20 protein-coding genes and 2 pseudogenes are annotated in these 20,076 nt (G+C 45.4%); 9 read left to right on the forward strand and 13 right to left on the reverse strand.

Annotation, left to right across the window (positions count from 1 at the left end; all coding sequences use genetic code 11):
* A pseudogene (locus ACFPXP_RS02865) lies at positions 1–396 on the forward strand (Tn3 family transposase); the annotation flags it as partial.
* 171 nt (positions 397–567) lie between these two features.
* Here ACFPXP_RS02865 and ACFPXP_RS02870 read toward each other — a convergent pair.
* Positions 568–1,068, reverse strand: coding sequence for a CBO0543 family protein (locus ACFPXP_RS02870; protein ID WP_379892167.1), 501 nt, complete (start codon positions 1,066–1,068; stop codon positions 568–570).
* A gap of 216 nt (positions 1,069–1,284) precedes the next feature.
* On the reverse strand, positions 1,285–1,632 hold the full coding sequence (locus tag ACFPXP_RS02875) for a hypothetical protein (protein ID WP_254611199.1): 348 nt from the start codon (positions 1,630–1,632) through the stop codon (positions 1,285–1,287).
* Between the two features lie 173 nt (positions 1,633–1,805).
* On the opposite strand from ACFPXP_RS02875, the gene ACFPXP_RS02880 reads away from it, so the two are divergent.
* Positions 1,806–2,195, forward strand: coding sequence for an IS630 family transposase (locus ACFPXP_RS02880; protein WP_254611240.1), 390 nt, complete (start codon positions 1,806–1,808; stop codon positions 2,193–2,195).
* 76 nt (positions 2,196–2,271) lie between these two features.
* Positions 2,272–2,607 (forward strand): hypothetical protein, encoded by a 336-nt coding sequence (locus ACFPXP_RS02885; protein ID WP_379892169.1) that lies wholly within the window; start codon positions 2,272–2,274, stop codon positions 2,605–2,607.
* A gap of 70 nt (positions 2,608–2,677) precedes the next feature.
* Here the strand turns inward: ACFPXP_RS02885 and ACFPXP_RS02890 are convergent.
* From ACFPXP_RS02890 to ACFPXP_RS02900, 3 genes and pseudogenes are all read right to left on the reverse strand, one after another.
* Positions 2,678–4,933, reverse strand: a pseudogene (locus ACFPXP_RS02890) (ATP-binding cassette domain-containing protein).
* The gene (locus tag ACFPXP_RS02895; protein ID WP_379892171.1) at positions 4,930–5,259 is read right to left on the reverse strand and encodes an ArsR/SmtB family transcription factor; all 330 of its coding nucleotides are present in this window, start codon (positions 5,257–5,259) and stop codon (positions 4,930–4,932) included. Before ACFPXP_RS02895 ends, ACFPXP_RS02890 begins: the two are co-directional and overlap by 4 nt.
* A gap of 360 nt (positions 5,260–5,619) precedes the next feature.
* Positions 5,620–7,548: a carbohydrate-binding protein gene (locus tag ACFPXP_RS02900; protein ID WP_379892173.1), complete on the reverse strand. Its 1,929-nt coding sequence runs from the start codon at positions 7,546–7,548 to the stop codon at positions 5,620–5,622.
* A 333-nt stretch (positions 7,549–7,881) separates the two neighbouring features.
* Here ACFPXP_RS02900 and ACFPXP_RS02905 point away from each other — a divergent pair, with 333 nt between their 5' ends.
* A complete protein-coding gene (locus ACFPXP_RS02905; protein ID WP_379892175.1) occupies positions 7,882–8,679 on the forward strand; it encodes a helix-turn-helix transcriptional regulator in 798 nt (265 codons plus the stop codon).
* A 224-nt stretch (positions 8,680–8,903) separates the two neighbouring features.
* Here the strand turns inward: ACFPXP_RS02905 and ACFPXP_RS02910 are convergent, their stop codons facing one another.
* Positions 8,904–9,305, reverse strand: coding sequence for a VOC family protein (locus ACFPXP_RS02910; protein ID WP_379892177.1), 402 nt, complete (start codon positions 9,303–9,305; stop codon positions 8,904–8,906).
* Positions 9,306–9,573: 268 nt separating this feature from the next.
* Between ACFPXP_RS02910 and ACFPXP_RS02915 the strand changes: the two genes are divergently transcribed.
* The 4 genes from ACFPXP_RS02915 to ACFPXP_RS02930 all read left to right on the forward strand — a co-directional run bounded on the left by ACFPXP_RS02915 (position 9,574) and on the right by ACFPXP_RS02930 (position 12,688).
* Positions 9,574–10,353, forward strand: a complete 780-nt coding sequence (locus ACFPXP_RS02915; protein ID WP_379892179.1) for an RNA polymerase sigma factor — start codon at positions 9,574–9,576, stop codon at positions 10,351–10,353.
* Between the two features lie 3 nt (positions 10,354–10,356).
* Positions 10,357–11,352, forward strand: a complete 996-nt coding sequence (locus tag ACFPXP_RS02920; RefSeq protein WP_379892181.1) for a hypothetical protein — start codon at positions 10,357–10,359, stop codon at positions 11,350–11,352.
* Between the two features lie 343 nt (positions 11,353–11,695).
* Positions 11,696–12,184, forward strand: coding sequence for a glycosyltransferase family protein (locus ACFPXP_RS02925; protein ID WP_379892183.1), 489 nt, complete (start codon positions 11,696–11,698; stop codon positions 12,182–12,184).
* A gap of 33 nt (positions 12,185–12,217) precedes the next feature.
* Positions 12,218–12,688: an NTTRR-F1 domain gene (locus ACFPXP_RS02930; protein WP_379892184.1), complete on the forward strand. Its 471-nt coding sequence runs from the start codon at positions 12,218–12,220 to the stop codon at positions 12,686–12,688.
* Between the two features lie 238 nt (positions 12,689–12,926).
* On the opposite strand, the gene ACFPXP_RS02935 is transcribed toward ACFPXP_RS02930, so the two are convergent.
* From ACFPXP_RS02935 to ACFPXP_RS02965, 7 genes are all read right to left on the reverse strand, one after another.
* Complete coding sequence (locus ACFPXP_RS02935) at positions 12,927–13,127, reverse strand: hypothetical protein (RefSeq protein WP_379892279.1); 201 nt, start codon at positions 13,125–13,127, stop codon at positions 12,927–12,929.
* A gap of 2 nt (positions 13,128–13,129) precedes the next feature.
* Positions 13,130–13,858, reverse strand: a complete 729-nt coding sequence (locus ACFPXP_RS02940) for a PadR family transcriptional regulator (protein WP_379892186.1) — start codon at positions 13,856–13,858, stop codon at positions 13,130–13,132.
* A 199-nt stretch (positions 13,859–14,057) separates the two neighbouring features.
* Complete coding sequence (locus ACFPXP_RS02945) at positions 14,058–15,497, reverse strand: DUF6179 domain-containing protein (protein WP_379892188.1); 1,440 nt, start codon at positions 15,495–15,497, stop codon at positions 14,058–14,060.
* Positions 15,479–15,967, reverse strand: a complete 489-nt coding sequence (locus ACFPXP_RS02950; RefSeq protein WP_379892192.1) for a DUF6323 family protein — start codon at positions 15,965–15,967, stop codon at positions 15,479–15,481. The genes ACFPXP_RS02945 and ACFPXP_RS02950 overlap by 19 nt, the downstream gene beginning before the upstream one ends.
* 265 nt (positions 15,968–16,232) lie before the next feature.
* Complete coding sequence (locus ACFPXP_RS02955; RefSeq protein ID WP_379892194.1) at positions 16,233–16,724, reverse strand: DUF4362 domain-containing protein; 492 nt, start codon at positions 16,722–16,724, stop codon at positions 16,233–16,235.
* A gap of 324 nt (positions 16,725–17,048) precedes the next feature.
* A complete protein-coding gene (locus tag ACFPXP_RS02960; protein ID WP_379892196.1) occupies positions 17,049–17,810 on the reverse strand; it encodes a DUF3891 family protein in 762 nt (253 codons plus the stop codon).
* Positions 17,811–18,011: 201 nt separating this feature from the next.
* On the reverse strand, positions 18,012–18,743 hold the full coding sequence (locus ACFPXP_RS02965; RefSeq protein ID WP_379892198.1) for an alpha/beta fold hydrolase: 732 nt from the start codon (positions 18,741–18,743) through the stop codon (positions 18,012–18,014).
* Positions 18,744–19,058: 315 nt separating this feature from the next.
* On the opposite strand from ACFPXP_RS02965, the gene ACFPXP_RS02970 reads away from it, so the two are divergent.
* Positions 19,059–20,063: an ROK family protein gene (locus tag ACFPXP_RS02970; protein WP_379892200.1), complete on the forward strand. Its 1,005-nt coding sequence runs from the start codon at positions 19,059–19,061 to the stop codon at positions 20,061–20,063.
* The last annotated feature ends 13 nt before the right edge of the window (positions 20,064–20,076 follow it).

The raw sequence follows: 20,076 nt of genomic DNA on the forward strand, positions 1-20,076 counted from the left end.
GGGCCGAATAGAAAAAACGATCTTTATTTTGAATTATATTTCGGATGAATCATTAAGAAGAAAAATACAAAAAGGATTGAATAAAGGAGAAGCCATGAATGGACTGGCAAGAGCTATTTTCTTCGGAAAACAAGGAGAGCTTAGGGAACGAACCATACAGCATCAATTGCAAAGAGCCAGTGCCTTAAACATCATTATCAATGCCATCAGTATCTGGAATACTTTACATCTACAAAGGCAGTTGAATATCAAAAACGGTCAGGTAGTTTTAATGAAGAATTATTGCACCATATGTCACCTCTAGGTTGGGAACATATTAATTTACTTGGAGAATACCATTTTAATTCGGAGAAAATGGTCTCGTTAGATTCTTTAAGACCCTTGAAACTTTCTTAACGTTGTTAAAACTGGGGGAATAGTCGGGGAAATGGGCTTAGCGTTGTAAATCCGCATTTTCCTGACTGTACCCCAATTAACAAACTTGAGTCTTTAACAATGACATGGTAAATATGCAGCTCATGAATCTGGGCATGATTTTTGGAATCGGTAAACTTATGGTTTTGGCCTTTATTTATCTACCGAGGATGAATCTGTGCAATCAACGCCCCGCTTGGCGATGCTCGAAGCCAGCAGATATAGCCCCACATAGATAGGAAACGAATATGTATGTTTCCAGTGAACGGGGTGGTATAAATCGGCCATTTGTGAGACCGGCTCGGCCACAAAAGCGGAAAATCCCCCAAATAGGAGAGCTTTGAACAACGGATGTATGCCAGACTTGTACTGGTGTAAGAACATAACCGTGACGGGAAGAAGTGAAAAATTCCATGGAAAATTAGCGGGCATGAATGGTATGACTTCCCAGTGATAATGCCAAAGTCCCATGGCAATCCCAAGCTGGTCCAGCCACGACGACACGATAATCATTGTAAACCCGGATAGGAGAAACTGTCCCGTAGCTCTCTTATCCCGAAATCCGATCCAAAATAGCCAGGGGCATATCGATAAACCTACTCCCAACCACCATTGTCGCGTAAATAGTACGTGAGTGCGCCAAATGTCAGTCATGTTGCGGTGTGCTTAGACAATCAATTGATAGGCTTGTTCGATTACATGATGAATCTAATTTTCGTCCACCGATGCCACCCCTTTCCGTTATCCGGGTACCGATCATTTCATACAGTATATTCGACGTTACAAATACGCCAACCGGCGGCAAAGAAGTTGAAGGCGGTTGCGGTGGGACATAGCCGCTATAACCCGCCAAGCTTATATCAGTTGTCGCTACTCAGGTTCCATATTCGCCCGCCTGTAAAGAGGGGGGAGCATCTGCAGGCGTCCGGTGAGAATCAGATGCCGAAGTTGAATCTGGACATCGTCATACATGGTTAAATGGCCGGAGTAAGCGGCGTAGGAGTAATGAAACACGATCTGCTGAGCGCTTTCATTCCAGCTTCCTTCAATCGGAATCGGTGTTCCGCGGAATTGGATGGTGCCTTGAATTTGTTGGTCCGGCAAAGCACACATCACGAGTTTGCCCCACACAACCGGTCTTTCGGCGACAGATGCATGAACTCCCCATATGGAAAAGGGAGGTAAACTCTTTGTACTTGTTTGAGCCGCGATGGACATAATTCATCACTCCTCAAAGTTGGATCACGTCATTATATGCGTCCTCGGCCGGCATTCAAGCGATCGGCAACACGGCAGAAGATTTGCCGCCCGTTCCTAGCGAACACCCGACGATCGGACGTGACCCGGAGTACAAGCGGTACGGTACGCTTAGCTGACTGGCAGGCATCGATCTGGTTACAGGTAAAGTGGTCGGTTCAGTAGAAGATCGCCATCGCAGCAAGGAATTTGTGAACTTCCTCAAAAAGTTGGACAGCACCTACGAACCGGGATTACGAATCCAAATTATTTTGGATAACCACTCCTCCCATACTTCGAAGGAAACCAGGGCATATTTGGAGACCGTGCCTGGGCGGTTCGAGTTTATATTTACGCCTAAACATGGTTCATGGCTCAACATCATCGAAGTGTTCTTCGCTAAAATGACCAAACAGGCGCTGCGGCATATTCGTGTTCAATCAAAAGAAGAATTGAAGGAACGCATTGAACAATACCTGCAGGAAGTGAACGCCAATCCGGTTCCGTTTCGTTGGAAATATGGTTTGGATGGGTCGGTTTCGTAATCTAACGATACTTTAGAACGTTCTACTAGTCTGGCCGTCATCGAGCAATTTCCGTAGCGTCGAGGACGTCGTTAACATGTCTGTCGAAGACCTAACGGCCTTCATCATCGAGTGTGGTAAGAATCGCTTTGAGAACCCGAAAGAAGTGGTTCAGGCTTTGCAGAAAGCGGCGCGTTCTTCCTACCGCTTGCCTAAGGCCATGGCTGATGCCGTTAACTTTGCGATGGCTTCGAACATTCGAATCATCCGTTCTCTTCAAGAGCAGCCCAAATCGCTACAAAAGGCGATCGAAGAAAATTTGGTGACCATTCCACAGACCCTCACGTCTGTACCGGAATCGGCCCCATTTTCGCAGCTGGCATCCTTTCAGAGATCGGAGACATTCAGCGCCTCCATAGGAGTGGCCTGTTAAGAAGAATGGTTGGATATGACCGGTTAAGAGACGATCGCTCTTTAGAATGACGAATGAAAATTTTGATACATTACCTCAAGTATCTTCCCGTGATCGACTGCTCTGCATGGATGATCTGTGCGGGCATGCCCTCGAACACGACCTGACCGCCCTTGCTGCCGCCGTCTGGACCCATGTCAATGATCCAGTCCGCTTGGCTGATCACTTCCAGATTGTGCTCGATGACAACCACGGTATTGCCGGCATCCACGAGCCGGTTCATAATCGCAAGCAAGTGACCGATATCCGACATATGCAGACCGGTCGTCGGCTCATCCATCACGTAGATGCTGCCCTTCTTATGCAGCTCGCTCGCCAGCTTGATGCGCTGGCATTCCCCGCCAGAGAGCGTGCTGAGCGGCTGGCCGAGTGTAAGATAGTTCAACCCCACATCGCTCATCGCCTGGAGCTTGCGCACAACCTCCTTTTGCTGAAAGAAATCGAGCGCCTGCTCCACCGTCATCTCCAGCACTTCTGCGATGGACTTGCCGTTCAGCTTATATGCAAGCACCTCTTCCTTGAAACGTCTTCCTCCGCAAGCCTCGCAAGGCAGCTTCACACTGTCAAAATACGAAAGGTCGACATAAACAACGCCCAGTCCTTGACAGTTCTCGCAAGCGCCCTTGGAATTGAAGCTGAACAAGCCTTGGTTCACTTTGTTCTCGGAAGCAAACGCCTTGCGCACATCATCCATGATGCCCGTGTATGTAGCGGGATTGGAGCGTGTTGATACGCCTACCGCCGATTGATCGATGACGATCGCTTCCGGATGCTGGTTGAGAAATACTTCGTTAATCAACGTGCTCTTGCCCGATCCGGCAACACCTGTTACAACAGTCAATACGCCTGTAGGAATATCGACACTCACGTTCCGCAGGTTGTGCATCGTGGCATCCTTGATGGACAGTTTGCCGGATGGCTTCCTGAACTCCTGCTTCAACGGGTTCGGCCGCTTCATATGGTTGCCTGTTAGAGTACCTGACTCCAGCAAGCCTTGGAAGCTTCCTTCATACACGATGGAGCCGCCGCGGCTGCCGGCGTGAGGACCAACATCAACGATATGATCGGCCACCTTGATCACATCAGGATCATGCTCAACAACAATTACGGTATTTCCCTTGTCTCGCAGTTTAATAAGCAATTCATTTAACCGGTGTACGTCACGGGGGTGCAAGCCAACGCTGGGTTCATCGAAAATGTATGTGACATCCACCAGACTGCCGCTTAGATGCTTGACCATCTTGACCCGCTGTGACTCGCCGCCGGACAATGTATCCGTCTCACGGTCCAGCGTCAAGTAGTCCAGTCCAATATCCATCAAATACTGCAGCCGTTCTGTCAACGATTTAACGATCGGCGCAGCGACCGGATCATCCATTTCCTGTATGACACGAATGAGCTCTCCAACTTCCATGGATGACAGTTCTGCAATGTTATATCCATGAATTCTGCAACTCAGCGCAGCTTGGCTAAGTCTCGCACCTCCGCAACTTGGACAGGATCCCTCTGAGATAAAAGGCGCAACCGATTTCTGTGTACGCTCGGACATCGTCTTCAAGTCCCGCTTGATGTATTTATTAGTGAATTTCTCAATGACGCCTTCCACTGTAATGTTCATCGTCTTCCCACCGAATTGCGTCGCCACTTTTCTTGCTTTACTGTACAATAATTGATCGAGTTCCTCGTTCGAATAATCACTGAGTTTCTTATCAAGATCAAAGTTACCCGACTGTACGATCATATTCCATTCCCAACTGTCTACCGCATAACCCGGAAGCAAGATGGCCCCTTCATTCAGCGACTTCGTCATATCCACCGCCTTGCTCATGTCGACGCCCAGACTTCGTCCGATCCCATTGCATTCGGGACACATGCCTTTCGGGTCGTTGAACGAGAACATGAATGCCGGTCCAACATAAGGCTGACCTGTACGGGAGAACAATAAACGAAGAAGAGGCGAAATATCTGTTATGGTACCCATGGTCGAATGTGAACCGCCGCCGAGCCGTTTCTAATCGACAACGACGGACATGCTGAGATTCTCAATTCCGTCCGCATCTGGCTGCGGGATGCTTGGCAGAAAGGTGCGGACGAACGTGCTGAAGTTTTCATTCAGCAGACGCTGCGATTCGGCAGCGATGGTGTCAAAGACGATCGATGACTTGCCGGAACCGGATACACCGGTGAAGATCGTGATTTTTCGCTTGGGTACGCGTAAGGATACGTTCTTGAGATTGTTCTCTCTCGCACCCGAGATCATGATATATTCCTGACTTGATTCGCTCATTCCTCTTCCTCCTCTAACCATTGCCTTAGGCGCGACACATTCGTATTCCAGTATTTACTGTAAAAAGCTACCCAATCTTGAACTTCTCTAAGCGGCGAGGCATTAAGTCTATATCTAGTCTCTCTGCCGACTTTTCGATCATGCACCAGATCGGCCTCCTTAAGAACCGTCAAATGTTTGGATACCGCTGTACGGCCCATAGTAAACTTCGCTGTTAACTCATGAAGCGGTAACTCCTCTGCCCCTGCTAACAAATGGATCAAATGTCGCCTCGTTGGATCGGCAATTGCATCAAACACATCTCTCTGCTGCTTATACTCCTTCACGACAGACCCCTCCAGTTTATGAAGTGATGTAATAGAAAACTAATGGCGGTACGAAGGGAAAGCCGTTATTTTCACCACCTCTTCTTATTCTTCCAACCGAATTCAGGATCCAACCCTTAATTAGACACCATTTAGTGACATTTTGATTATACGTCACCATTTAGTGTCCTGTAAACAATAATTTAAGTCAACGAAATGCTTCTATAAAAAACGGATTTCGTTGTTCGATTTCATTGACTTACAGAAAAAGACGACTACTATTCAACTTCGGAATAATAGTCGTCTTTTACACTCAGCAGCTTCCCCTCATGAACACCAGCTATAAGTGGCGGGGAGCCAGCATCAGATATTGAAACTTCATTATGGGATAAACTTGAACCAATTGATGTTGAATAAATATCCGCTTCCTCCTGTGAACACCAAATATACATCGTGAGTACCCGTAGGACCGCTGCTTAGTGAACAAGATTGCGTCGCCCACGTCTGCCAGCCTCCCGTTGATGATACCGGGCAAGTGCCGACGAGTGTTCCCGTAGGACTGCCTAGTCTAATCTCAATGCTGCCGGATGAGTTCCCGGTTGCCAATCGCGCCTCAAATTTCGCGGGTGGATTATTCCCAAAGTCTACATCGTCAAAAGCAATATAATCGCCATTGTGAATATATCCTATGTTCTCCCCGCCTTCAGAGCTCGCTTCCGATTGCACGCCTGACATACTGCTGTAGTCTTCCGCTTCTATCGTTGAATAAGCATCAGTGCCGGATGTGATGGTTGGCGAAAGCTGCACCACGTTAGGCGGGAAAGCATTCACCGTTAAGTCATTGATATAATATTCAATATTGGTATAACCTTGTCCTATATAGTTTCCGCTGGACTCCAATGTGCCATCCGCAGCTGTTTTGCTGTATGGATTGAGTCCCCTTGCGCTTTCCCATTCATCAGGCATACCATCTCCATCGGTATCGGTTGGCGCACCCGTTAATACAGGGCTTGGGTATTGATAGTGAACACCGGTAGCCATCTGGAATGAATCGATCGTTGCTCGTTGTTCAGCCGTAGCCTCTGAATATGGTCTCGCACCGCTAAGTGTTCCTGTACCGGTACTCGTTTCATGGGCAACCTGCCGATCGATAGCAGGCCGTTGAGACGGACTGATTCCCGCACCTGCATAATCAAGAACATGATCATAAGCATCCTGTGCGCTTTCCACATTGGCAACAGTAGAAACATCCACGCCATTTACAATCATTGGGAAGGGGACATTGGAGCGAGTATTCGCTTCTGTTTTTCCACTAGAAGCATTATAAGTAATACCCGACCAGTTATTTGTTGTAAATGTGCTGTAATTTGTGTTATCTTGATTAAGAAAACGGTTACCTGTCAAATAAATCGAAAAGTTTTCAGGATATGTTCCACTATCTCCAACATTCGCATAATGTTTTCCGCTGATCGTTGAATTGCCCATTTTTAAGGTGTTATTTACATAATTCACATGACCGATCGTGCCGTAAGTTGTCTCCGTACCCCAATTATATATCACATTGTTAGTGAAATCCGACGTATTGGTACCTACAATTTTGCCTCTGAAATTCCTTGAAACATTGTGAACGATAAGATTATGATGCCATGACGCATTGGAACGGCCAAGCATAATTCCAAATCCATGAATTCCTTTGGAATGGTAAGAGAATGAATTGGACGGTCCGATAATCGAGTACTGAACGGTATAATTGTCGTTTTTGGAGTAAAGTCCCCACTGCTCGTCATTTGCCCAACCGATCGAAACATGGTCCACAATCGAATTGCTGCCATTCGCACCGCCGAATGCATCGTAATCCGCTGATGTACCGCGCTCACCCGGTCTTGAACTGATAAAGCGAAGAATGACATTGCTGCCGCCAAGGCCTACTTTGTAATTCTTCAAGGTAATCCCTGCACCTCCAGGTGCGGTCTGTCCTGCTACCGTGACATTGGAGCTAATCACAACATTGCTGTTTAATTCAATCGTTCCTCCCACTTTAAAAAGAACAATTCGATTGGAGCGGCTTACCGCATCTCTAAATGAGCCCGGCCCGCTGTCATTCAAATTTGTAACATAGACCACTTCGCCTCCTCGTCCTCCTGTTGCAAACTTACCACCACCTTCTGCTCCAGGAAAGGCAATCACATTCGTCTCGGCGGATACAGGAAGACTCGGATTGGAGAATAATGCGGCCGATGCGATCATTGCCAAGCTTATTGTAACCACACAATATTTTCTAAATATCGATTTGGACGCTTTAAGCAGCATAATCATATCCTCCTCTATTCATCATTTGTAATCATTCTCTGCTAAATCCCGGCTTTATTCATTTGCATCGATTCTGTAGTCCGAACGAATGTAAACGCTGTCAAATCATTGGACAAGTTAGCATGATCACCGCCCTTCTATACAAGTGTCCTCCGGATTTCCCAGAACCTTATCTCCTTATCGTATCTAACATGCATCAGTAACAGGTGGCTGGTCATCGCTCTTACGCCTTGGGAAATCCGAAGTGAATACTTAAATTGTAGCATCGTTTGGTGTGTGAATTTAGTCAAAAGACATTGAGTTTCAGCCATATTTTGTAAGGGGTGATGATTTTTGCTGCCTTTTTACGAGATACAAACGAAGAGTTTGAGATTATACCGTCGTACAAAACAACTGACCTATCCTGCACATTTTCATGGAAGCATCGAGATCCTATACGTATTTTCCGGAATTCAAGGCCTTGAGATTAACGGGACATCTTATGCCGTCCACGATGGAGAAGCGGTGATCATCTTATCGGATATCGTTCATCGTTATGATCAAATAGATGATCATTCTCTGGATGCGATTCTCATTATATGTGATCTTGCGCAGTTGTTCGGGGGAGTATTTCCAGACTATCGCAACTTTATTCCTACAACACCCTTGATTCCGAAAGAAGGAATTCATGAAGATGCACGGTATGCGCTAAACCGTATTAAATTGGACGATGAATTTCCTATAAAGCTTGGTTGGATCTATATCATCCTGTCTCATCTTCTTCATCGCATAGAACTAAAGGAGCGAAAGCGAGTACCCGTTCAAGATATATCTTTCAAAATCATAGATTATGTAACGAACCATTTTACGGAGCCGATTACACTTGAAACGTTAGCCTCTGAATTTAATGTAAGCAAATACTATATATCTCATATATTTTCAGATCGATTAAAAATGAATTTCAGACAATACCTTGGAGTGCTTCGCGCGGAATACGCAGCCAAGCTGATTCGCACAACGGATGCTGCATTTACGGCTATCAGCGGCTATGCCGGATTCGACAGCCAACGTACGTTTAATCGCGTTTTCCGTGCCCATTACGGCATGTCTCCGAAAGAATTCCGTAAAAATACACTCAAATCTATCCAATGATATCCAGTCTCATGAATTATTCCAGTCTTAAAGGTATTGCACCGCAAAAGAATGAGAAAAAAAATAAAAAGGCATGAACCAGTACAGTACCGAGTTCATGCCCGCCATAATGAATGGATGCAAGCTTCACTATTTAAGATGATATGACATTCGCAGAATCGCAACAAGCTGCAGATCGAACCTGCAGCTTGTTCACGTTTACTTTATGAAGTTACTAACCGAATTTATGATTTGGTAATCATCCAATTGACGCCGAATTGATCTACAACTTCACCATAATAAGCGCCCCATGGCTGTAGTGAAAAAGGATACTTACTTTCGCCGCCCTCGCTTAACTTCTCATATGCCATTCTTGCTTCAGACTCGTCCTCATAATTCAATGCAATACAGATGCCGCGGTTATATGTTGCCTCCTCAAAGGAGTCGGCCAACATGAATGTATTCGTTCCTGCCAGCGTCAAAGTCATGTGCATCACTTTGTCCTTCATCTCTTCGGGAGTTCCAGGTGTCTCACCGTATGTAGTAAGAAGCTGAATTTCACCGCCAAGCGCCTCAACGTAAAAATTCGCCTGACGTCTTGCATCCTTTGACATCAAATAAGCATTCATTTGTGCTCCCATAAACATTTCAACAACCTTTCTTGTTCATTTTATGTTCTTACATCAATACAACGAATGAGTGATAGGGAAATCGACAAAAAATATAATTTCTTTCTAAGATTTCATTTCAGTGAACTTATTACGAAAAAACCGCACACTTCCCCATCGCCTAACAGCATATACCTATTGTAAAATGGAAACGATCGCCATTCCAGAGAAATTTTTTTAACCTCAGGTGATAGATTATCGGCGCCTCTGGCATCAAAGTATATGGGAACGTGAAAGGAGTTTGACAATGGAGAAAACCTCATGGGGCGGGTTCAGTCAGCTGCATGAAGAAGCAATGGAGCCTTTAGAGGCCTTGCCAGAGGAACGACTGACAGAAATGGCGCGAACTGGAGATACAAGAGCGTTCGGTGAATTGGTCCGCCGAGGACGGTCGCAGATGTACAAATGGGCACGCTCGCTAATACAGGACCATCACCAGGCGGAGGATGTCGTACAGGAAGCACTTGTACAGGCTTTCCTGCATGTAGGACAGCTCATGGAAAACAGCCGCTTTAAACCTTGGTTAGCCAAAATCATCCGCAATCAGGCCTATATGAAGCTGCGACGCGGAGGACCGTTCGCCAAAGAACAGCCGTTCAGCAGCCTGCAGCAGGCCGAGCATACCGGTAACATGCCTGAAGGAGACTGGCACGATATCGACCGTGTGTTGTTCCATTTATGCCGCCATAGGGAGGCTGAAATTCAGCAATCGCGTGATCCGCAAGCCTCTTTGCTTCGCAAGGAGATGGTCGAAGGCATTCGGCAGCTTTATGGCTGTTTAAGCCGACGGGAAAAGGACATCTTCGAGGCCCATTTCTTTAATCATGTTACGCCGAATGAACTTGCTGCGGTACTGGATACTTCCATTGCAAATGTCTACAACAGCATTTCTCGTGCTCGTGCGAAACTGCAGAGGGAGCGTCTTCGGATGCACATCAGCATGTATGTAAAGCAGCGCCGGGATACGGGGAAACCAAAGTCGAAACTTCTCGTTCCGCCTAAACTCTATTGTCCGAAAGGAAGCTGAACCATGATTGCTAATCGACCCGATTACACGAACAATTTCACTCACACCAATTTAACGGACACAGGCTCCATCTACTCCATGCTGCAATATACAGATCGCAAAGATCTATCGCTGGTGGAGGTGGCAGGATATACGGCCAACGCCTTCCGAATCATTATTGATCGGGAGCGTGTCAACGTCGCGGGATATTCCGCCTTCGAATGGCCGATGCACCATCAGGAACAGTTAGCCAACCTTGGCTTCCAAACCCGCTATGAAGGCGGCCCAACAGAGATTCCGCCAACGCCGGAGGATCTTGAGCGTGCGCTTGAGATGATTGCGTGGAGCCTTGATCGAGGCATTCCTCTGCTGTCTTGGGATCTGTTCGTGCCAGAGTTCGGTATTATCTATGGTTACGATGACGAATCCCGCACCCTGCGCTGCCGAGATATATCCAAAGACGGAGAGCTCCCATACGAGAAGCTCGGACGTGGACAAGTCCATGAGCTGTATGTCTTAGCATTGACCGATCCGATTCCGACGGATCGCAGGACGATGCTGCTCGGCGCACTGCGAATGGCGGTTAGCCATGCCCGTAAGCAGGGCTATAAGCGTGAAGATTCCCCTTACCGTAACGGCCTTGCTGGATACGATGCGTGGATCGAAGCGCTGCAGCGGCATAATGTGGATGTGTTCGGCAATCTACTGCACGGCATGTACGTATATGATCAGCGTTTGTTTGCCGCGGAATTTCTAAGACAGATTGCCGCGAATTATGAAGGTCTTACTGCTGCAGAGACCGATGAGATACGACAGATTGCAGGCGATGCTGCCGTTCATTACGATCGAGTGGCGGATCACTTAGCTGAATTCGTCACTCGATTCCCGTTCCCGCAAGGAGGCGATCCGAACGATCCAGCGGAAGCGGCCGAGGCGGTTCGAATTTTGACCGATGCCCGTTCGAATGAAGAGCAAGGTGTTGAGGTTTTGGAGCGAATGCTTAAAGTTCTGGAAACCTAATTCTGTACACAAAGTAAGGTACAACTCTTCCATTCGGGGAGTCGTACCTTTTTGTATTATCTAGATGATAAGAATGGGCAGGAATGCGAAACCTAAATCAAATCACATTCGAAGGACTTCTTTAGAGATAATCCCCCTTTGCAATAAGATATCGACGATATAGTTAACTCTAGATACATAAGTGTGCTCCAAAACAGCTTTTCTCGCTTGGATTCTCAATTTTTGTCTTTGTGCATCATCGGCTAAATATGATGTAGGATGCAACTCTGCTTTCCATAAGCCTCTAGAACCAAGCCCTGATTATGCTTGTGATGTAGCGATCATTGCAAATGGAAACTTTGCGTTGGGTGAACTTCGCTATCGGAGTATTCATGATCTAGTGATCCCTTTGTTAAAAACAGATTTGAACGTGAAAATTTGGGGAAAGCACTGGGAAGGGATCGGTCTATTCTATCCCGATATGAAGGTACCGAAATTAATGTATCAGGGAATATTGCCATTCCAACAAACCCCAAGAGTATTCAGCTCTACAAAAATTAATATCAGCATTCAAACCTGTAAAGATCAGCTCAGCAACCGAACGTTGGATATACTTGCAAGCGGTGGTTTTCTCTTAACATCGAATACAAAAGCGGTAAGAGAAAAATTGCGTCCGGGAATAAATTGCATTGCATCCAACTCACCAGAAGAAACTCTTGATCTCGTTACGTATTACTTAGATCATGATAACGAACGAAAACTCATCGCTGAACATGGAAGAGAATTAGCAGTACAACAATTTGACTATACGCGGACGTTACAAAAAATCTGGTACGAAATCGAAACAGAATAGGTAAAGTATCAACAAACTCCTCCATTAGAAGTAGTGAGCGATATTAGCCGAAAGGAGCCACCCTCTAATCTGCTTCAACCGGATTGGACAACATATTTTCATGCTAAACCGTACATCGAAACTAGTTTTGATCATCAAAAGATAATATGTTTCAGCAATCAGCATGAAAGTGCATATATACTACAGAAAGTGCAGCTCCAAATCGGCAAGACGTATCTATTTTCCGCCCGTTTTGCGAAAGAAGGGAAAGCCGAGGGCGCACCATTTGTTATAACGATCCAATATTATGACATGAACAAAAAGCTCCTGGAATTTGGACTTTACGCGCACATTTTAAAAACAGATATGGAGGAAGCCGATTCAGGATGGTATGAATATCGTGGAATTACGAAAAAGGTTCCCGAAGCAACACTCTATGCACTGGTGATTATCAATAAAATCAGCAGTATAGACGTTGCACCTGTACTTGTAGCGAATTGTCAACTGATCGACATAACGATCTAATGGAAGAAGGTACAGCTTCCTCCTAGCTAGAGCTGTACCTTTCGATATTTATAATAGCCATTCAAACTAGTTTTTGAATTCGTCTATTATCGCAATCCGGTTTCGGTTGACCCCGCTTTACCCGGTGCCCTTGAATATCCATGAATCCTCATTCTTGATAGGTCCCATCAGGAGTATCGAACGGTGGCTTAAGAGCGGGCATGTTTTAAGCATGCATGCAAGAAATCTAATACCTGATTTATATTCTTTGGCGTCTCGAACTCCTTCCCGCCATGCTCCTCCCAACAATTCCAGCCGAACATTGTCTCCCCCAATGACCCCACAACAGCTTTTCGTAAAATATAACCGACTGCTTGACAGGAATAATCGGATCCATCGTTCCATGCTGGATGAAAAAAGGCGGGGTTTGCTCAAAGATATACGTTTCTGGATTCGCAATCTTTACTCTCTCGGGAACCGTTTCGCCTCATCCTGACGAAGATCTTCTGGCAATGGATCGTTTATTGCAGGCGGCAAAGCCGATTCATCGATAACGGCCTTTTCTAAGGATGATACGATTTCCTTTAGATCTCCCTTCAGCTTGGTCATCAATGCTTGGAACTTCTCAGCATGATCAGAGGTTGGATTCTCTTCTGCTGCTCGTGCCGCTTGCGCCATCAATAAAATGATATCGCTCCAATTGTTCATTAATTGCTTCAGTTCACGCTTCCCTTGCTGCCCGCCATGCGTGCGATGATGTCCCCTGTGACGATCCCAGCGTCCATCATGCCGCTCGGCCTCGTTCTTTCGTCTTTCACGAAGAAAGGAAAGTCCTTTATCCGTGATGTGATACAATTTCTTCCCCTCCGCTTCACTACTTCGGATAAGATCCATGTCCTCCAACAACTGCAAATTCGGATAAATCGACCCTGGGCTTGGAGAATATAATCCGCCGGTTTTCTCCTCCATCGACTTAATGAATTGATAGCCGTGCATCGGTTCGGTGGCGAGCAGTTCAAGAAGAGCGAATTTAAACTCTCCTCTTTCAAAAAAACGGCGTTTCCCTCCGCCTCCTCCCTTATGCTCTCCATGCCGAAATCTTACATTCGGTTTTTGAGAATCCTCTCTGTCTAAATCTGTTTTCAACTGTGAATGCAGCCTCCGTGCATTTCCATGATGATACCATCTCATTACACTTCACCTCTCAATACGATATATCGTATATAATATAACGATATATCGTATTGAGTCAACCCAAAAGTTTCCTCGCAATCCATTTTTGGAGTTTCAAGCGTTAGAAGCTGCATAAAAGGCTGCGTTAATTCCATATTTAACGATACCTCTATTACAGCCCTATGTCGTTACGACTCATTCTCTTCGCTCGCTCACATCAAAAGAACGTTATTTGTTCGTAACCAATCTCTTTCATCTTCTTCTCGACGTCTTGCAGTCGTTCACGGCTCAGCCCCTTTAGATACTGATGAAAATACAGCTGCCACTCCACCGAATACTCTTTGTCCATGAACAACATGGAGGGTAAATCTGGCGATTCGTTTCGCAGCTCTTCGTAAAACACGATGGTAACCAGTATCGCCAGCTCCATAACACCGAACGCGGTGAAGAGAGCTTCGTATTCATCACCATATAAGCTATTCGATTCAAGCAAATCGATATAATCGAAGAAGGAGTGGAAGCGGGAAACGATCAGTTTGATTTTATCCTCCTTGTTCACACATCCCTTTATCTCTTGCAGCCGTCTTCTTAAATCTACATCACTCATTCGATCTTGCTCATCGAAGGATAGAACCATTGACTTCGCTTCCTTCTCACGCCAGGTAATAATGACGCTCCGCAAGCTGTCATGCTTAGCGGCATGGGATACTCTCTTTACGAAGTCTTCCGTATTCCAATCCATATACATCTTCATCAAAACATTCTGAATTTGCAGCTCCTGCTGAAGTCGCTGCATTCCATTTTCGATCACAGAACGAATTTGCGATTCATTTATGTTCATGAATTGCTGTTCAAGGATCTTATACTGCACCTCAGAAATTTGAACACACCCGGCTTTTCCTCCGGATAAGATCGAGAACACAGCATGTTGCAGAACAAGCTCAAATATGTTGAACAGCTCAATCCGAAAGTTAAACCTGCACTCTCTTCCATAATGAATCAGCAATTCCAAAAGCTCCTGCTCGTCGAATAGCCGGCAAAAATCGGTTTCCAGCTTCAGCCGTTCCAGATACTGTTTGATATAATAAACCCCCTGAAGCCGCATATCATCAACAGCAAGCGGATAATCAATACTAGCCATCGTATTGTGAGCATCGAATAGGATACCGTACTTCCTTAAAAATACGGGAATCGACTCCTCCAAGGTCATAAGATAGGCGTCGACCGGAACGTTCAGCTTATTCGCAGCTAATTCATCATATAGCTGTTTCGTCTCCTCGAAGCACCTTCGAACCCGTTCCAAGCCTTTTTCATAGATTCGCCGAACATCCGACGTTTTCAAATAAACCATCGCTCTCTCTGGTTCCTCATAGCTGTACAAATAAGCATCTGCTGCATACATGATGGAGGATAATAGGCTTTCCGCAGTTTCTGTCGTGACCGACGTGCTCTCTCCCTGAGTATATTTGTAAATCAATTCCTGAAGAATTTGCATGAACGCATGCTGAATTCGAGCCGATTCTTGAGTTGTCAGCAGGCCTGCTCTGAGTCCCTCGTTCATTAAAGAGATCGTATACATATTTCGATGCAAATCAGCTTTACGAATGCCTCTATAAACGGTAAGCTTACGATGAGTCTTCAGATCCTCAAATTCCAATGGTCATCTTCTCCTTCAAGCATAGATTCATTTCGCTGGAGCTCTCTTCGATAATCTTCCGCATAGGCTTCAAGTTTGCTCTTCAGGAGCTCCAATGAACCCTCGCAATGCTCTTCAAACATGTCTTTCATCCGATTTAGGAGCTCCACATCGCTGATTTGGTCTTCCGTTTCATTTTTCAAGTAATAAAAAATTTCCTGCAGCTCATTCAAGGTATCTGCATAGTTCTCCTGTTCTATGAATGCGGAGCTTGAGAATCGCTCAATAAGCTCCTTCGTTGCTTGGGTGCCCAGTTCCACCCGTCCGTAGCTGTGGAGAACCTGGCTTCTCGCAGCCAGCATCCGTTCAACGTCCTGAGGGGTCAGCGTCAGCCCATAGTGCTTGGTCTTCTCATTCAATGCCAGAACTTCATGCATAAATTGCTCCTGCATCGACACGTTCAAGGAACGAAAAATCCGAGAAATATACATACATTCTCCTCCTTTTTTTCAGATACACGAATGCCAACATTTACAAAGACTTATGTAAAAATCCACTTGACTTTTTTAATTAATTTATGGTATAATATATAAAAATTGGTTGTTTTAATATTGTAATTCACAATCTCCATCCAAGTCAATGAGTTGGACTTTTTTTGTCTCTAAACATAAAAAGGCTGGGCAGAATCAATCTAACCCAACCTTTTTTGGTATTCACTTCTTTGAAACATCTCTATCCGGATGAACGATGCCCGGATTACTGCAAGTCAGGATGAATTTGCAGGATCAATTCTTTATTCTCTTCTTCTGGTCCTTCAACCCAATATTCAACAAACACACCTTTATAATGCTCGCTATAGCGTTCCTCAGTATAGATCCGCTCGTACGATTTCGTTTCTCCGTAGGAGGTGAGAAGCAGTGCTTCACCATCAAAGACTAATTCTTTGATCACAGCTTCACCTTCTTTTGAAGTGGTCTCTACCTTGATCGCGTCCGTTACTTTTTGATTCACATGCTCAATAAATGTATCGATTCTTTGGACATTATGAACTTCTTTCAAATTCCAAAACACTTTATCGTTATCTTCAATGGATGAATGAACAGAATTATTTTGCATCTCCCCGCTCATCATACCAGCTGACTGAATGGTGGATCCTACATTCATCGAAATATCTTCACTCTGCTCAGTCCCGGCGCATCCGCTCATGATGAAACCGCTCACCATCAATGCAATATAGATCTTCTTCATCTACTCCCCTCTTTTCCCTTATAGACGTAAAATACTACAAAATGTTACAGAATAGAAAATAAATAGCCATCCTTCGGTTATTACGTAAGGATGGCTATTTATACGTACTTCGCGGTTTACATCACAAGTGTCGTGCGATGATCCGTACCAATCTGCCGGGTAGAACATCCAAATTCGAGAGATCTAGAAACCGTTCGCTGCCGTAGATGCGGTGGATTTCATCCTTATCCTGTCCGATTGCGGCCGCCAGGATGGTGACACCTCGCCTTTCATACTCGGCAATCGTCTGCTGCATATCCCGCAGCGCATTGGAACCGGTATAATTTACTCGCAGAATGTTACATTTTGACTCACAAATTCCGTTTGTTTGTACGCCTCTCCGACCCCCAACTGTTGCATCAGGTTTTTGGGAACACGTTTCTGGCGCAAGGTTGCGGAGAATTCGGCTTCAAAAGGAAACGAGCGAACGATGATTTGATCTTGCTTATTCCACTCGGCTTTGACGATTTTTCGATCTGTAGAGAACAAATCGGAATGGGGAAATCCATCTTTATACCAAGGGTGCTCTTGATCCTTGTCCGTTCCTGGATGGTTCAGGCATACATATAAAGAAAGGCGATCACAAAATTGCAGCAAACGAACATAGTGATTGATCATGTCTAGATCCATGATTTGAAGCTCTTCTTTGATTATCTCCTGCCGCCCATGCTCCTTCGTTATGAACCCAATGCATTCTTGCTGCGTCGTTCCTTTAAAGAAAGATGAATAATGCAGACTGCACAAGAGGCAGGCAAATGGGCTCATCCTTTCTATCTCGTGGAGACCTTTTTCATACAGGGCTAATTTCGGAAGCAGCGGATAATCCATAAACGAAAACGGCCGTTTCGCTCGGTCATTCCAAATGGGGGTCTCATCTAACCAGATCCAACTGCGGTCATGCTCGAATACAGCCAGCTTAAAATCTTCAAGAAAAGCTTGATATTTCATGACTTCCTGAGAAAAATGAGAACCGATCATTCCGGACAATTGTGCATGCTCATGCTGCGGTATCATCACATATTCGCTGTCGGTTTCGCGAACGATCATCCGCTTATCCCTCCTGACATGAAATTGTCTCTCTTCAGATCTTGCTTCTATATTCAGTGTAACATGAACCGATCCATCATGAGTTGCTCATATGTTCTAGAAGGATCTACACCGTACTTACATTAAAATACTTGAGTTAAAAAAAGAGCATTCCCCATTTTCACTACAACAAGAAAATAGTGGCATGCTCAAATCTTCTCTTTATGATTGATTCACATGAATGGATCGATCGGGGACCTCTTCGATGAACTTTCTCTTCATCCCAGGTACATGCCGTGGGTTGTGACGGCTGTTTGTGGGCATCGTGACATGATTCCACAAATCAACAGGCAGCGGTCTGCCATCCATAATTCCATCCGTTATGGCAGCATCATAGGGAAGCGTATGGGCGATGGCTACGAGATTGGACCAAACCCCAGGCATGATCCGCATCATGTTCACAACGAACGAGGGTGCTCCCATCCCTTTCGTCATAAAATACTTAATCGCGTCTCCCTTTCGTTGTTCTGAGATAAGAATGCTGATCTGTTCTGTAAAATCCTTTGGCGGCAGATGTCCCTCCATATCAACCACGAATGGAGGTTCATGCAGCGCCAGCTTTGTAATTGCAGCTCCTTTCGCCGCAGCCTGCAGAGCGAGAATCGCACCGGATGACAACCCCCATACATATGCTGTCCCGCCTGCCGCCTCGATCATTGCCTGCAAATCTTCGATTTCCCGTTCTACCGCATAAGCCTGTGAGTCTCCGCTGTCGCCCCGTCCGCGGCGGTCATAGTTGTACACGGTGAAATAAGCAGACAACCGATTCGCAAGCTGTACTTGTCCCGAGAACTTTCGGTAGCTGAAGGCGCCTGCCACTAGAATCAGTGCAGGTCCTTGCCCTTTTTTGTCATAAGCGATTTGTGTTCCGTCTTTGGAAGTAACAGTGTACATACGTGAAACCACTCCTTTTTCTTATCGTGCTCCTGAGTTTGAACCGCTAAGGCACTTTTTCCGCTCCTTTCAACCCATGAACTCAGGCATCTATATACACGACGAACCAAAATAATTAAAATCGACACATATCCTATTTTTTTAAAAAAATGCCCGCTCCAAAAATTGGTATAACTACCCGATATTTTCTGCATTGGATGTTTATTTCCTCTTATATGAGTCTGAATAACAATCATCTTGACAAATTACAATGGCTGCCCGATATTAATAAAGACACTTTATAAAGCCTCTTTATTATTTGTTTAGGAGGTGTCTATGGAAAAAGCATCTGCCAATCCGATGAAGGAAGTCAATATCAATCATGTACGCAGAATTATGAAAGAAATCGGAGCTGCGACCAAGCCCGAGCTCTCCAAGCTGACGGGTCTAAGTGTAGTTACGATTAATTCAATAGTCAGAGAACTGCTTTCAAGCGGAGAATTGGTGGAAGACGAGCTGGTTTCCTCCGGCGGCGGCAGACCGGCTGTGACCTATCGGTTTAATTCCAATTTCAGCCATGCCCTTGTGATCCATTTCCACGAGAAGCAAGGAAAGGACACCGCTGTGATTACAGTGATGAATTTGCATGAGGATCTGTTGATGAGGAATGAGCATACATTCGAACGATTCGATATGAAGCTCTTTTATGAAATGATCGAAGAAGCGCTATCGCACTTCCCTTCGATTAAGGTCATAGGCATCGGCATTCCGGGGCAGGCGGTAGGCGGACGTATTACTATATCCGACTATGAAGATCTTCTGGGTGTTCCATTCGTTGAAGAATTGCAAAATCAATTCGGCTTGCCAGTTATACTTGAGAACGATGTGAACGCCTCGATCAGCGGATACTGCTTCCGAAATCAGATGAGCGAGGAACAATGTGTACTAGGAATCTATTTCCCCGAAAAATACCCTCCCGGCATGGGCATATGGTTAAATGGCAGTATTGTAAAAGGGAAACATGGGATGGCTGGGGAAATCCAATTTTTACCGCTGGATGTGAACTGGAGGCAGCTTGTTGAAAAAGAACAATTTGTTCGCACCGCATGTAAAGTGATTCAATCCATCAATGCCGTCCTGGCGCCTCATTACATTGTGATCTATCGGGAAAATGTAGATGCCAATCTATTATTTCAACAATGGGAGTCTTTCGTTCACCAATACGAGATTCCCTCCACCCCTGAGATCGTAATATCGAATACGTTCCATCACGATTTTGAGTATGGCATGCAGCGGCTGACTTTGCAGCAGCTACAACCCGCGATGGTTCAGATCAAATGAACTGAGGGCTGTT

The organism is Marinicrinis lubricantis (genome assembly GCF_042658665.1).
Lineage (GTDB): Bacteria > Bacillota > Bacilli > Paenibacillales > KCTC-33676 > Marinicrinis > Marinicrinis lubricantis.